The organism is Chryseobacterium sp. POL2, from assembly GCF_011058315.1.
Taxonomy (GTDB): Bacteria; Bacteroidota; Bacteroidia; order Flavobacteriales; family Weeksellaceae; genus Soonwooa.
This window is the reverse complement of the sequence record NZ_CP049298.1, coordinates 2,374,648-2,388,555: the sequence shown is the minus strand read 5'-3', so window position 1 is coordinate 2,388,555 and position 13,908 is coordinate 2,374,648. Positions and strand designations below refer to the sequence as shown.

At 32.3% G+C, this 13,908-nt stretch carries 14 protein-coding genes; 13 read left to right on the top strand and 1 reads right to left on the bottom strand.

Annotated features, from left to right (window positions below):
- The first annotated feature begins 3 nt into the window (after window positions 1–3).
- The 12 genes from G6R40_RS11125 to G6R40_RS11070 all read left to right on the top strand — a co-directional run bounded on the left by G6R40_RS11125 (window position 4) and on the right by G6R40_RS11070 (window position 11,718).
- Window positions 4–864, top strand: coding sequence for an ABC transporter permease (locus G6R40_RS11125; RefSeq protein WP_165135377.1), 861 nt, complete (start codon window positions 4–6; stop codon window positions 862–864).
- A gap of 19 nt (window positions 865–883) precedes the next feature.
- Window positions 884–2,161 carry an ABC transporter ATP-binding protein gene (locus G6R40_RS11120; RefSeq protein WP_165135374.1) on the top strand — a complete coding sequence of 426 codons (1,278 nt, stop codon included), beginning with the start codon at window positions 884–886 and terminating at the stop codon, window positions 2,159–2,161.
- A 2-nt stretch (window positions 2,162–2,163) separates the two neighbouring features.
- Window positions 2,164–3,246 carry a DegT/DnrJ/EryC1/StrS family aminotransferase gene (locus G6R40_RS11115; RefSeq protein WP_165135371.1) on the top strand — a complete coding sequence of 361 codons (1,083 nt, stop codon included), beginning with the start codon at window positions 2,164–2,166 and terminating at the stop codon, window positions 3,244–3,246.
- Between the two features lie 2 nt (window positions 3,247–3,248).
- On the top strand, window positions 3,249–3,881 hold the full coding sequence (locus tag G6R40_RS11110) for a NeuD/PglB/VioB family sugar acetyltransferase (RefSeq protein ID WP_165135368.1): 633 nt from the start codon (window positions 3,249–3,251) through the stop codon (window positions 3,879–3,881).
- Window positions 3,881–5,020 carry a TDP-N-acetylfucosamine:lipid II N-acetylfucosaminyltransferase gene (locus G6R40_RS11105; RefSeq protein ID WP_165135365.1) on the top strand — a complete coding sequence of 380 codons (1,140 nt, stop codon included), beginning with the start codon at window positions 3,881–3,883 and terminating at the stop codon, window positions 5,018–5,020. The genes G6R40_RS11110 and G6R40_RS11105 overlap by 1 nt, the downstream gene beginning before the upstream one ends.
- Window positions 5,021–5,188: 168 nt before the next feature.
- Entirely contained in the window at window positions 5,189–5,494 is a 306-nt protein-coding gene (locus G6R40_RS15380; protein ID WP_165135362.1) for a hypothetical protein, read from the top strand.
- On the top strand, window positions 5,487–6,452 hold the full coding sequence (locus G6R40_RS11095) for a glycosyltransferase family 2 protein (protein WP_165135359.1): 966 nt from the start codon (window positions 5,487–5,489) through the stop codon (window positions 6,450–6,452). The genes G6R40_RS15380 and G6R40_RS11095 overlap by 8 nt, the downstream gene beginning before the upstream one ends.
- Window positions 6,449–7,321: a glycosyltransferase family 2 protein gene (locus tag G6R40_RS11090; protein ID WP_165135356.1), complete on the top strand. Its 873-nt coding sequence runs from the start codon at window positions 6,449–6,451 to the stop codon at window positions 7,319–7,321. The genes G6R40_RS11095 and G6R40_RS11090 overlap by 4 nt, the downstream gene beginning before the upstream one ends.
- A gap of 72 nt (window positions 7,322–7,393) precedes the next feature.
- Entirely contained in the window at window positions 7,394–8,557 is a 1,164-nt protein-coding gene (locus G6R40_RS11085) for a glycosyltransferase family 4 protein (protein ID WP_165135353.1), read from the top strand.
- Window positions 8,554–9,351, top strand: coding sequence for a glycosyltransferase family 32 protein (locus G6R40_RS11080; RefSeq protein ID WP_165135350.1), 798 nt, complete (start codon window positions 8,554–8,556; stop codon window positions 9,349–9,351). Before G6R40_RS11085 ends, G6R40_RS11080 begins: the two co-directional genes overlap by 4 nt.
- Window positions 9,352–9,434: 83 nt before the next feature.
- Window positions 9,435–10,427, top strand: a complete 993-nt coding sequence (locus tag G6R40_RS11075) for an SDR family oxidoreductase (protein ID WP_165135347.1) — start codon at window positions 9,435–9,437, stop codon at window positions 10,425–10,427.
- 4 nt (window positions 10,428–10,431) lie between these two features.
- Window positions 10,432–11,718 carry a nucleotide sugar dehydrogenase gene (locus G6R40_RS11070; RefSeq protein ID WP_165135344.1) on the top strand — a complete coding sequence of 429 codons (1,287 nt, stop codon included), beginning with the start codon at window positions 10,432–10,434 and terminating at the stop codon, window positions 11,716–11,718.
- A gap of 35 nt (window positions 11,719–11,753) precedes the next feature.
- Here the strand turns inward: G6R40_RS11070 and G6R40_RS11065 are convergent, their stop codons facing one another.
- Window positions 11,754–12,752 (bottom strand): glycosyltransferase, encoded by a 999-nt coding sequence (locus G6R40_RS11065; RefSeq protein ID WP_165135341.1) that lies wholly within the window; start codon window positions 12,750–12,752, stop codon window positions 11,754–11,756.
- A gap of 181 nt (window positions 12,753–12,933) precedes the next feature.
- Here G6R40_RS11065 and G6R40_RS11060 point away from each other — a divergent pair, with 181 nt between their 5' ends.
- Window positions 12,934–13,908, top strand: coding sequence for a glycosyltransferase (locus G6R40_RS11060; RefSeq protein WP_165135338.1), 975 nt, complete (start codon window positions 12,934–12,936; stop codon window positions 13,906–13,908).

The following is a 13,908-nucleotide window of genomic DNA, read 5'->3' as shown; positions in this document are numbered from 1 at the left end:
CACATGAACAACACAATTGATGATAATAAAAAATGGTCTCAAGTAATTGAAGCCAAACATTCTCTATTTTCTTTAAACTTAAAAGAAGTTTGGAATTATCGAGACTTGGTCTATATGTTGGTCAAGAGAGATTTCGTTACTTCTTTTAAACAAACTATTTTAGGCCCTTTGTGGTTTTTTATAAACCCTATCTTCACAACCATCATGTATGTGATTGTTTTTGGTAACATTGCTAATTTATCTACAGATGGTGCTCCGAAAATCCCTTTTTATCTATCTGGAGTTATCCTTTGGAATTATTTTTCGTCTTGTCTTAATAACACGTCCAATGTATTCCGAGGTAACGCTTCAATATTTGGAAAGGTCTATTTTCCAAGATTGGTTATGCCTTTGGCTATTGTAACATCCAACTTGATGCAATTTGCGGTACAATTCCTTTTATTTGTTGGCTTTCTTTTGTATTATTTTATAGTAGACAAAAATGTGCATCCTAATTTATGGATATTAGCAACACCTTTTTTAATTATTTTAATGGCAGCATTTGCTATGGGAACAGGTATGATCTTTTCGTCTATGACAACAAAATATAAAGATTTATCGATGTTATTAGGTTTTGGCGTCTCTTTGTATATGTATATAACACCTGTTGTCTATCCCGTATCTTCAATACCCGAAAATTACAGATGGATTGCGGACTACAACCCATTAACCGGAATTTTTGAGTGCTTCAAATATGCTTACCTTGGTGTGGGTGATTTTAACATTGGTATGTTGCTCTACTCCACTATTTTCATATTTATTGTATTATTGATTGGCACATTCATTTTCAATAAAGTTGAAAAATCGTTCATGGATACTGTTTAATTTTTTTAAGAATTTATTTATGTCAAAAAATATTGTTTTAGATGTCGAAAATGTTTCGAAACAGTATCGACTTGGTGAAGTGGGAACTGGATCATTACAACATGATATTGTAAGATGGTGGGCCAATATTAGAGGACAGGAAGATCCTTATCTAAAAATTGGAGAGACTAATGATAGAACTCAAAAAGGTGCATCAGATTATGTGTGGGCACTTAAAGATATTAATTTCCAAATAGAACAAGGGCAGGCTGTTGGGATTATTGGGCGTAATGGAGCAGGTAAATCAACCTTATTGAAATTGCTTTCTCGTGTAACAAAACCAACAACAGGTTCTATCAAATACAAAGGACGTATTGCTTCGTTGTTAGAAGTTGGCACTGGTTTTCATCCCGAAATGACAGGTCGCGAAAATATTTATTTGAACGGTGCTATTCTTGGAATGACACGTAAAGAAATCACACGTAAGTTTGATGAAATCGTAGATTTCGCAGGAGTAGAACGTTATATCGACACACCTGTCAAACGTTATTCTTCTGGTATGTATGTTCGCTTAGCTTTTGCTGTTGCCGCACATTTAGAATCGGAAATCTTAATCGTTGATGAGGTTTTAGCAGTGGGCGATGCCGAGTTCCAGAAGAAATGTCTTGGCAAAATGAATGATGTATCAAAAGGTGAAGGAAGAACTGTACTTTTTGTAAGTCATAACATTGGCGCGGTAAAAAGTTTATGCGATTCTGGTGTCTATATGAAAAATGGAACTTTGGAATATGTTGGAGAAATAGAAGATACCATTTCTCGTTACTTATCTGACACTGCTGGTAACTACGAGGAAGCAATACAATCTAGAAAAGATAAAATAGGAAATAAACAAGTCGAGGTAACCGATATTATTTTTTATAACAATCTTGGGCAACCAACATCCGAAATATTATCTGGAGATGCTCTTAAAATTAAATTTACGATTGAAAATCATGCTAATATTGACTTTAACAATCTAATCATTGCATGTGGATTTTCAGATAAGTATGAAAATAAAATTGTCACATGGGTTTCAGATGAAATGCGTTTTGAAATTAAAAGTAATAAAGAAATCATACTTGATATTCCAAAATTCAATCTAAGAGCTGAAAATTATTTTTTCTCATATCAAATTTCTCACAAGACAACCAGTCCTAAAGATTTTTGTGATGTTCTTGTTAATGCCAAAGTTCTATCTGTTATTGAATCCGACTTTTTTAATAGTGGTCGAAAAATAAGACCCGGAAACTCTCTATTATTGGATGCTAACTTCTATTAATTATGATACCTGTAACTAGACCCTTTTTACCTCCACAAGAAGAATACCAAAATTTTATTAAAGGTATTTGGAATAGACAATGGTTAACTAATATGGGACCTTTAGCGAGTCAACTGGAAATGAACTTGAAGGATTATCTTAAAGTTAATCACCTATTATTTGTAACAAATGGTACTATCGCTTTGCAGATGGCGATAAAAGCACTTAATCTAAAGGGGGAAATTATAACAACACCCTTTTCATTTGTAGCTACAACCTCTACTATTGTATGGGAAGGTTGTACGCCAGTCTTTGTTGATATAGATGAAGAAACATTATGTATAGATGCTTCAAAAATTGAAGCTGCTATAACTAAAGATACACAAGCTATTTTGGCAACTCATGTTTATGGAAATCCTTGTGACGTAATAGCTATTGAAAAAATAGCAAAAAAACATAATTTGAAAGTTATCTATGATGCTGCACACGCATTTGGTGTAGAAGTTAATGGAAAATCCATATTCGAATTTGGTGATATTTCTACTTGTAGCCTTCATGCAACTAAATTGTATCATAGTATTGAGGGAGGATTAATCACTACATCAAATCCCGATCTATTAAAAAAACTAGCATCTATTCGAAACTTTGGAATTTCTGGTTTTGATTCGTTTTCTGAATTAGGGATTAATGGTAAAAATTCAGAATTTCATGCAGCTATGGGTATTGTTAATTTAAATCATATTGATGAGATTAAAAATAAGCGTCAGCAAATAGCCAATAGATATGACGAAAAATTAAAAGGATTTAACCATTATAGACCTAAATGGTATGCAAACTCTGCCAATAATAATTCTTATTACCCAATTATTATTGAAAGTGAAGAATTGTTACTAAAATGTAAAGAGGTTTTACAATTAAATGAAATAGGAACTCGTCGCTACTTTTACCCTAGTTTAGCATCAGCATTACCTTATTTAGAACCTACTGAAATGCCAATTACAGACAATATTTCAAAACGAGTATTATGCTTACCAATGTATCATGATTTAACATTAGAAGAGGTAGATCATATTTGTAGATTAATGTTGAGAACTCAAAACAATTAATTATGTTAATAGTTGGAGCAAAGGGTTTTGCAAAAGAGGTATTAGAAATTTGCCATCAAAATAATGATCTCGAAAATCTATCTTTTTATGATGATGTGAATGTAGATATTGATGATGTATTATATAACCAATTCCCTGTTTTAAAAAGTATAAAAGATGCTGAAAATTATTTTAAAACTAAAGATAATCGATTTACAATTGGAATAGGAAACCCATCATTAAGAAAGATGTTGGTCGAAAAATTTGAAGCAATAGGAGGAGTAAATACAACAATAATTGCAACAAATTCTAGTATTGGAAATTATGGGAATAAGATAGCTGTTGGTTGTAATATCATGCAAAAAGTAGTTATTACAAATGATGTAATAGTCGGCAAATCAGTTATTATTAATCAACTTTCATCTATAGGTCATGATGTAATTATAGGTGATTATGTTGAGATCTGTCCTTCTGTATCTATTTCAGGTAATTGTATCATAGGAGAAAACAGTTTTATAGGAACAAACTCTACTATACTTCCCAATATTCAAATAGGTAAAAATGTAATAATTGGCGCAGGTTCTGTCATCACAAAAGATGTTCCTGATAATTGTACAGTTGTGGGAATACCTGCAAAAATTATAAAGCAAAACTAATGAGAATACTACAGCTATTTATTGATGATAAGTTTGTAGATTCTGCGATACAAAAATTAAGTCATAAAGACAATGTTATCAATATTGTTATTTCAAATAATGACAAATTAAATTATGTAAAGTCTAACAATGTCATTCATTATTCTACTGAAGTCATAGAGAATAAATTTTCAGAAATAACAGCCTCTTTTGATGTTATTTTCTTTCATAGTTTACCACATATTTTTAGGAATTTAATTATCCAACATAAAAAAAAACTTATTTATTGTTGGTTTTTATGGGGTTATGAATACTATAGTGAATGGAAAATAGAAGCCTTGAATTTATATGAAAAAGATGAGTCAAAATTAAATTTAAATAATATCAAAGATAAACTCATATATAATAATATATCCTTCAAAATACTAGGAAACAATATTTTAAAAAAATATTATAAATCAGAATTACTAGAAGCGGTCAAAAAAATAGACTATTTTGCTCCTGTATTACCTAATGAATATTCTAAAATTAAAAAATTAAATTCTGACATAAAATATTTACCATATACATATGGTTATTTAGAAATGTATATTGGCAGTAATATGGATATTGATTTATCAAATAAAAAGGATATTTTATTAGGTAACTCTGCAGACCCTTCCAATAATCATATCTCAATAATAGACAAATTAAGTAAAATTAACTTGGAGGACAGAAAAGTTGTTGTTCCTCTCAGCTACTCTGGGAACGAAGAATACAAAAAAAAGATAATTGATTATGGACACAAAATGCTCGGTAAAAATTTCTTAGCCTTAGTAGACTTTATGCCGATGGAAGATTATAATAATATTATCTTTAATTGTGGTTACGTAATTTTTAACCATATTAGACAACAGGCTATAGGTAATTTAATAGTTATGGGATACTTAGGAGCAAAAATATTTTTAAATAGCAAAAGCGTTACATCAGAATTTTTACGAGATAATAGTGTCATATTTACACCTACTTCAAAAATAGATTTTAAAGAATTAAACACAAAAATGAATCTTGAAGATATTATGTATAATAAAAATTTCATTTTTAATTATTTTTCAAAAACAACTGTAGAAGCTAGGACTAAAGAATTATTTAATTTGATAAAATCAGCTAAAGAACAGTAATAAAACTTAAGGAAAATGACGAAAACTAAAATTTAGAATTAACATCATATTGTCCCTCTCTCATATGGTAATCAAGAATATGTCAAAAAGATTTTAAAATCAAACCCTTTAAACCCTGAACCTTAGCAACATACCACAGACTTTTTAAAATTAGAAGATTATAACATTTTGCTTAATTCGATAAAGATTGCTATTTTTAATAATCGTCGACGGCAAGCTGTAGGCAATATAATTACTTTAATTTATTTCGGGGCCAAAGTATTTTTAAGTGAAAAAAATACATTTTATCAATATTTAAAAAAAATAGGTATTATTGTATATAGCTACGAAAAAGACCTCAATAACGCTTCTATTAACAATATACACAACCATCAAGAAATAGAATATAATAGAAATATTCTTTACAAAGAGCTTAACAAAAAAACACTTCAAGAACAATTAAAATTATCTATAGAAAACTTACATCATGTATAATCCGCTTGTTTCTATCATCATCCCCGTATACAATCGAGCCAATCTTATAGGCGAAACCTTGGATTCTATTATCGCTCAAACCTATCAAAATTGGGAATGTATTATCGTGGATGACGGAAGCACGGACAATACGCCTGAAGTTTTAGAAAGCTACATGAAAAAGGATAGTAGAATTTCTTATTATAGCAGACCTGACCATCTAGTGAAAAGCGGGAATAGTTGTAGAAATCATGGATTCGAGCTTTCAAAAGGAGAATTAGTTGTTTTTTTTGATAGTGATGATATTATGCTAAACGATTTTTTATCTTCTAGAATACCTTTGTTCAAAAAAGAAACACAAATTGTCTTTGCAAAACATGACTATGTCGATGACGAGCTCAACTTTACAAGAACATCTTCTTTTGAACGAAAAAACTCTCTGGTAAACGATTACATCTTTTGGCGATTTCCAATATTAACACCAAGTTCTTTAATTAAAAAAGATTTTCTGAAGGATAAAGAACTTTTTGACCCCAATATTAAGCGAGGTCAAGAGACCAATTTTTATCTTAACATTTTACCAAATCTTAAAGAACATGAAATTGGATTTGTAAACAAATCTATTTTTTTGTACCGGCTACACGACAACTCTATCACCAAAAAAGCGCAAAATTATAATCCAGATTACATTCCATCTCAGCTGCATATAAGAAACAAAGCGCTACATATTGGCATACAGACAAAAGATAAAGATTTAGTAGAGAATTCTTATGAGCATCTAATTCTTATATTACTAAAAATTATTAAAAATCAAGATACTGTTAATTTAAAAATTTTCATCAATAATTATTTAAAAAAACTTCATATATTAACTAAACTACAAAAAATTGAAATTAAAAACTTCTCGAAAATATTAATTTCAATAGGTTTGACTCCAAAAAAAATGGAATATCGTTGGATTAATTTTATCAAAAAATGATTACCATCTTCACGCCAACCTACAACCGCGCTTACATTCTTCCGACATTGTATCAATCCTTGTTGGAGCAGTCACACAAAGATTTTGAGTGGTTAATTGTCGATGACGGAAGTACAGATAATACGGCGCAATTGGTACAACAATTTCAAGAAAAGGCAGATTTTCCGATTCGTTATTATCATCAAGTAAACAATGGTAAACATATTGCGATTAATCATGGATTAGAAAAAGCCAAAGGCGAACTGTTCTTCATTGTGGACAGCGACGATTTCTTATCAAATGATGCCATTGATAGACTTACTGCTAAATATGGCCATATAAAAGACAACAAAAACGTCGCCGGAATTGCCATTGGCTGTCGTTCTATAAAAGACAAAAGCAAAATTATCTACTCAAAAAACCTTCCGCAGCACGAGATTCTTTTAACCCATAACGAACTCGTTTACCAGTTAGGAATAAAAGGAGATTTTGCTACAGCTTTCAAAACCGAGATTCAGAAACAATATCCTTATCCACATTTTGAAGGAGAAAAATTTTTCAGAGAATCCTACGTCTATCGTCAAATTGGTGAAAAATATAAAACCCTGTATATTGATGATCCCATCTATTTTGCGGATTATCTTGAAGACGGCTTAACTGCAAAATCTTGGCAGTTATTAAAGAAATCACCGAAAGGCGCCTCATTATTTTTCAAAGCATTAAGCAAGGAAAAAATCCCTTTCATAGCTAAATTGAGTGCTCTTAACGCGTATTGGGATTTCCAAATCAATGACATCAAATCAACATGGACTGAGAAATTAAAAGACATTTCGATTCCGTTATCCATAATTGTTTTAATCAATAAAAAATTAAAATTTTATAAATTATAAATTGTTTTAATATTTTTAAACATTATTAAAGACTAAAACTGTAAAAACCAATCTCAAAAAAAACACACAACATTGAAAATCACCTATCTCTATCCTTCTTTGCATTATCCAGGTGGCATTTCCCGCATCCTTACCCTCAAGATGAATTATCTTGCAGATGTACTGGGACATGAGGTTAGCATCGTTACCTATTCACAATTTGACAAAGGTTTCTTTTTTCAACTTTCGGAGAATGTTAAACAATTACATCTCGACATAAGACGCAATACTGTTTTTAATGGAAATTTTCTATCAAAAAAAAACCAAGAAAGACAATTTTTAAAACAGTACAAATCCAGTCTGGAATTATTTTTAAAACAGAATCCTCAAGATATTCTTATTACAACAACTTTTGGTTTAGAATATAAGTTTCTGTACAAACTAAAAGATAAAAGCAAAAAAATTGGTGAGTTTCATTTCGCTTTTAACAAATCGCCACTTTCAACACTTAAAACATTAAAAGACGTCAAACACCCGAAAGATATTCTGGATGTTATGGCGCGTCGCACTTATATTAAAAGCATTCGTGGTCTTGATCATTTTGTGTTGCTAACCAAAAGAGATCTACAATCTTGGAAAAAATTATTTCCAAACACGAGCTATATTTCCAATCCAATTTCTTTGTCAACCGATAAGACAAGTTCTTGTATATCGAAAACCGTGTTGGCTGTTGGACGATTTCATTATCAAAAAGGATTCGATTATCTCATAGACGTTTGGCGCCTAGTTGCACAAAAACATCCAGACTGGCAACTAAGAATTGTTGGCAATGGCGAAGAAGAAAACAAAGTTAGAAATCTGATAAAAAAATATAATTTAGAAGATTCCATCACAATTATTCCACCTTCTCTACAAGTCGATTTAGAATATCTTAACAGTAGTATTTACGTAATGACATCTCGATTCGAAGGTTTGCCTTTGGTCCTTATAGAAGCCATGCATTTTGGGTTGCCTTTGGTGTCTTTCGATTGCGAGTGTGGCCCAAGTGATCTTATCGAAGATGGTATCAATGGCTACTTGAGCCAAGTTGGTGATACTTCTACACTTGCAGACCATATCAATCATTTAATCGAAAATCCTAGTTTACGAAAACAAATGGGAGATGCAAGCCGTGAGAAATCTTTTAATTATCAAGTAAAACCTATTTTAGAACAATGGGACAATTTATTCAAATCCTTAATTAATAAAACAAAATGATTCCAAAAATTATTCATTATTGCTGGTTTGGTGGTAAACCAAAATCAGAACTTGCAAACAACTGTATAGCAACCTGGAAAAAATATCTTCCTGATTACCAATTTATGGAATGGAATGAGGAAACTTTTGATGTTAATATAAACCCATTTGTAAAGGGAGCGTTTGAAAAAAAGGACTGGGTATTTGTTGCCGATTACGCCAGAGTATGGGCTATTAACAAATACGGAGGCATCAATCTAGACACAGATATGGAAGTGCGAAAATCTTTAAATGAAGTTTTAGATTCTCGTTGTATTTGTGGTTTTGAAATGATCAGAAAACCGTTTTCCGCATTTTTTGGTGCAGAAGCTAATCATCCTTTTGTTAATGATATGCAAGTATTTTATGACCAACAAGATGAATATAAATTAGTAATCAGTACAGAAACTTTTAATAAATTTCTTATCGAAAAATATGGAGCTAAGCCTAACTTAGACGAAATACAGCATTTAAAAGAAGGTATTACACTATACCCTTCCAACTATTTTTCGGCAAATATTCCTGTTAATTTTGTAGTGCATCACTACGAAGGCAACTGGATTAAAGAGCACAAGCACTTCTATTCACAATTTGTAAATTCTTACAGTATTGTCAAACAATTTGTTGAAAACAAAAATGCTAAAGAAACTATAAAGCACCTAATTCACCATCACAAAATATATACACCTGACCAGATTTTAGATCAAATACCGCTCACTTATATTGTTGAATATGTTAAAAATAAATTATTAAAGCGTTTAAAACTTAAAAAATAAATTAAAATATTAATCCATTTTTATCTCTTTCTAAAAAGCAGAATGTAAATTTGCAACACAATATAAGCTAAAAGAAAGTATTAATGAATTTTAAACCTCAACTACAATATAAAAACATCCTCATCACTGGAGGTGCAGGATTTATAGGTTCCAACTTATGCGAAGTCTTGTTAGAAAATGACGTGTATGTTACTTGCCTTGACAATTTTTCTACGGGTCGTCGCGAAAATTTGGAAGCCATAAAAAATCATCCCAATTTCAAACTGATTGAAGGTGATATCCGCGATTTAGAAACCTGTAAAAAAGCCTGTGAAGGTCAAGAATTCGTTTTGCATCAGGCGGCGTTGGGATCGGTGCCTCGATCAATCAACGATCCTATTACAAGCAACGATGTCAATGTTGGTGGCTTTCTTAACATTTTGGTTGCTGCAAGAGACGCTGGTGTTAAACGTATGGTATATGCCGCGAGTTCTTCAACTTATGGCGATTCGGAGGCACTTCCAAAAATTGAAGAACGCATCGGAAAACCACTTTCACCTTATGCCATTACCAAATATGTGAACGAATTGTACGCGGACGTTTTCAAAAAAACTTACGATTTTGACACCATTGGCTTACGATATTTCAATGTATTCGGGAGAAAACAAAATCCAGGAGGCGCATACGCAGCGGTTATTCCGAAATTTGTGATGCAGTTTATGAATCACGAATCACCCACCATCAACGGTGGCGGCGAATATTCTCGCGACTTCACCTACATCGACAATGTTATCCAAATGAATTTGCTGGCCGTAACTTCCGACAATCAAGAAGCTTACAATCAAGTTTATAATGTTGCTTTTGGAGAACGAACAACACTTAACGATTTAGTAAAATATCTTAAAGATTATTTGTCTGAGTTTGATTCTAAAATTGGAGAAGTAGAAGTCATCCACGGTGACTACAGAAAAGGCGATGTTCCGCACTCGCTAGCAAGCATCGACAAAGCTAAAAATTTACTAAATTACCAACCTCAATTTTCTATGAAAGACGGGCTGAAAGAAGCTGTAAAATGGTATTGGGAAAATTTAAAATAAAACAATGAATCACAAAATAAGTATTATCGGACTCGGTTATGTGGGGTTACCTTTAGCAAGATTATTTGCAACCAAGTTTCCTGTTGTCGGATTCGACATCAACCAAGCAAGAATTTCGGAACTTCGCCAAGGTATTGATTCGACTTTAGAAGTAGATAACGACGTCCTAAAAAATGCGAGCATAGACCACAAGCCTACTTCCGCAGAAAAAGGTTTGTACTGTTCTAACGAATTAAATGACATTGCAGACTCTAACATCTACATCGTCACAGTGCCAACGCCTGTTGACAAAAACAACCGCCCAGATTTAACACCGCTTTACAAAGCCAGCGAAACCGTCGCAAAAGTTTTGAAAAAAGGCGACATCGTCATCTATGAATCTACTGTTTATCCTGGCGTGACCGAGGAAGAATGCATTCCTGTTTTAGAGAAAAATTCTGGATTAAAATTTAACCAAGATTTCTATGCGGGCTATTCTCCAGAACGCATTAATCCTGGTGATAAAGAACATACGGTTGAAAAAATATTAAAAGTGACTTCTGGTTCTACACCCGAAATTGGAAAAACGGTCGATGAACTTTATAAATCAGTGATCACTGCTGGAACCCACTTGGCACCAACGATTAAAGTAGCTGAAGCGGCAAAGGTTATCGAAAATTCACAACGTGACATTAACATTGCATTTGTCAACGAGTTAGCAAAAATATTTAATTTGATGGACATCGATACGCACGATGTTTTGGCTGCTGCGGGTACAAAATGGAATTTCCTTCCTTTCAAACCGGGATTGGTTGGTGGACACTGCATCGGTGTTGACCCTTATTATTTGGCACAAAAAGCACAAGAATTTGGTTATCACCCAGAGATTATATTGGCAGGCCGCCGTATGAACGACTCTATGGGACATTATGTGGCAAGTGAAGTCGTAAAGCAAATGCTTAAAAAAGATATCAAAGTTAATCAGTCCAACGTATTGGTTTTAGGATTTACTTTTAAAGAAAACTGTCCCGATGTTCGTAATACGAAAGTAGTAGATGTGATCAAAAATCTTGAAGATTATAACATTAAAGTCAACACCTACGATCCTTGGGCAAATTCCGAAGAAGTCAAACACGAATATGCTATTGAGACATTTTCAACACTTCCGAATCAGAAATACGATGCTGTGGTATTGGCTGTTTCTCATAATGAATTCGAAGCGCTAGATCTCAACACCTTATTAAAGCCAAACGCTGTGATATATGATGTTAAAGGCAAACTAGAGCCCGCAGAAAATATTAAAAGACTATAAACAAAACAGACTCAATATTGAGTCTGTTTTTTGTTTTAACTTCCGAATCTCTTACGGAATATTTTGTAACCTAAATTTGTCGGTAAAGACATTAAGAGGCTTTCTTTCTTCTCTTTTTTGGAAAATGTCGAGGAAAAATAATCACCTATCCCCAAACCTTTAAGCTTCGAATAGGCTGAATAACTACGTTTCCAAAGTTCTTCATTTTTTTGAGCTTTCCAATTCATCAACAAAGTCATCGTTTTAAAATTAAGCAAATACTTAAGAATCTGTTCTTTTCTTTCTTTATCTTTTTCTTTTAAATAATACGAATTTATTTTGTTGGCTATCGTAATCCAATTGTCAAAATGGACTTTTTTCCGATTATGAATCACCGAATTGGAATGTAGAAAATAATTATAAGTTTTTTTCCTCAAAAAAGCGACATGTTGTAGTTTCAGCGCCATTTCAAAAGTATGCAAAGCATCTTGCGCATAAAGTCCCTTGGTAAAATATAGTTGATGGTCTTTAAGAAAATCCAAGCGAATTAATTTGTTCCAGCTGGAGACCAAAAATCCACCATCGACTAGACTTTTAAGAATTATTTTGTTCCCAACCAATGCGTCTTCTTTTTCTTTTAGATTAAAAATATCGACTTCTGTATTTTCTGGAAGCTTAATGACTCTCACTTCTCCCATGACCATTTCAGCATTAGTAGCCTCAGCTTTTTCCACCAAATCAGCAATCGCGGTAGCTTCCAAAGTATCATCGCTATCAAGGAAAAATATATATTGGCCCGATGCTTCATCTATACCTTTGTTGCGAACAACAGACAGTCCAGAGTTTTCTTCTAAATCGATTAACTTCCAGCCAGCTAAGGCGTTTTCTTTTATAAAATCATTAACTAAAATAGCGCTGTTATCGGGCGTACAATCGTTGATAAGAAGCACTTCAACATTTGGATAAGTTTGGGAAATTACCGACTCTAAGGTTTTGATAATAAAATCTTCACATTTAAAAATCGGGATAGAAATGGTTACTTTTTTTTCAGTCATGTTTTTCAATATTTGCAAAATTATCATTTTATTTTTGGAAATCTGTATCTTTGCTTAACACGAAACCATAATGATGATTTTCTTTAAAAATTTAATTTTTGAATTTTCAAATTTCAGCACGTCGACAAGATTTCTGTTAAATGTATAACCTCCAACAATCTTAAAGTTTAACCAACTTAAAATGAACAACATAGACACTACCCCAACTATTTCTGTAGTGATGTCGGCTTACAACGCAGAAGAATATCTTGAGGAAGCAATAACGTCAATTCTCAATCAAACATTTTCTGATTTTGAATTTATTATTATCGAAGATTGCTCTACGGACAAGACTTTAATTATCTTGGAATCTTATGCCAAAAATGATCCCCGAATAAAAATCATTAAAAAAGAACAAAATAAAGGCACAGCCGGTTTTATAGAAAATCTCAATATTGGCTTGAAAACGGCCAAAGGAAAATATATTGCCCGAATGGATGCCGATGATATTTCGTTTCTAACACGGTTTGAAAAACAAGTTAATTTTTTAGAAAATAATCCTGAGATAGACATTGTTGGCGCAAGCATCGAACTGGTTGACGAAAATACAAAACCTATAGAAACCTGGCAAGCGATAGAACATCATGTTGATATTGTAAAACGGATGCCGAAGAAAATTTCGTTGTATCATCCTGTGATTATGTTTCGCAAAGAATCCGTCGAAAGTTACCGCGAAAAAGCTTTTTTTTGTGAAGATTATGACTTGTATTTCAATATGATTGTCGCTGGAAAAAAGCTTGCCAATCTTCCTGAAGTTTTGTTGAAATATCGCATTTTAAAAACCTCTATTTCACGAAAAAAATCAAAGTTTACGAGATGGTTATTTGTTGAAAAAATAAGAAGCTTTTACAAAGAACATGTTAGAACGGGCGCTGACACGTATCAACAATTTGATCCGGATAATTTTTTGAAAGTTTTGGATCTGGATTTTAAAAATGATAAAGCAGATTTGCTTTTTGCATTAAGATGTTCCATTTCATTTAACACTAAAGAAGAAACTGAGATTTTGTATAAAAAGATAGGTTTACAATATCCTAAAACCAATTTGCTCGGCTATCATATAATTGACAAATTAGCTTTTAAAATTAAAAAACATTTGATAAAACTAATAGGCTAA

What these genes read in the sequence shown, in the direction of transcription:
- G6R40_RS11110 (WP_165135368.1), top strand. Translation starts at nt 3,249, where the DNA reads ATGTTAATAGTTGGAGCAAAGGGTTTTGCAAAAGAGGTATTAGAAATT.
- G6R40_RS11125 (WP_165135377.1), top strand. Translation starts at nt 4, where the DNA reads ATGAACAACACAATTGATGATAATAAAAAATGGTCTCAAGTAATTGAA.
- G6R40_RS11080 (WP_165135350.1), top strand. Translation starts at nt 8,554, where the DNA reads ATGATTCCAAAAATTATTCATTATTGCTGGTTTGGTGGTAAACCAAAA.
- G6R40_RS11070 (WP_165135344.1), top strand. Translation starts at nt 10,432, where the DNA reads ATGAATCACAAAATAAGTATTATCGGACTCGGTTATGTGGGGTTACCT.
- G6R40_RS11090 (WP_165135356.1), top strand. Translation starts at nt 6,449, where the DNA reads ATGATTACCATCTTCACGCCAACCTACAACCGCGCTTACATTCTTCCG.
- G6R40_RS11115 (WP_165135371.1), top strand. Translation starts at nt 2,164, where the DNA reads ATGATACCTGTAACTAGACCCTTTTTACCTCCACAAGAAGAATACCAA.
- G6R40_RS11095 (WP_165135359.1), top strand. Translation starts at nt 5,487, where the DNA reads ATGTATAATCCGCTTGTTTCTATCATCATCCCCGTATACAATCGAGCC.
- G6R40_RS11120 (WP_165135374.1), top strand. Translation starts at nt 884, where the DNA reads ATGTCAAAAAATATTGTTTTAGATGTCGAAAATGTTTCGAAACAGTAT.
- G6R40_RS11060 (WP_165135338.1), top strand. Translation starts at nt 12,934, where the DNA reads ATGAACAACATAGACACTACCCCAACTATTTCTGTAGTGATGTCGGCT.
- G6R40_RS11075 (WP_165135347.1), top strand. Translation starts at nt 9,435, where the DNA reads ATGAATTTTAAACCTCAACTACAATATAAAAACATCCTCATCACTGGA.
- G6R40_RS11105 (WP_165135365.1), top strand. Translation starts at nt 3,881, where the DNA reads ATGAGAATACTACAGCTATTTATTGATGATAAGTTTGTAGATTCTGCG.
- G6R40_RS11065 (WP_165135341.1), bottom strand. Translation starts at nt 12,752, where the DNA reads ATGACTGAAAAAAAAGTAACCATTTCTATCCCGATTTTTAAATGTGAA.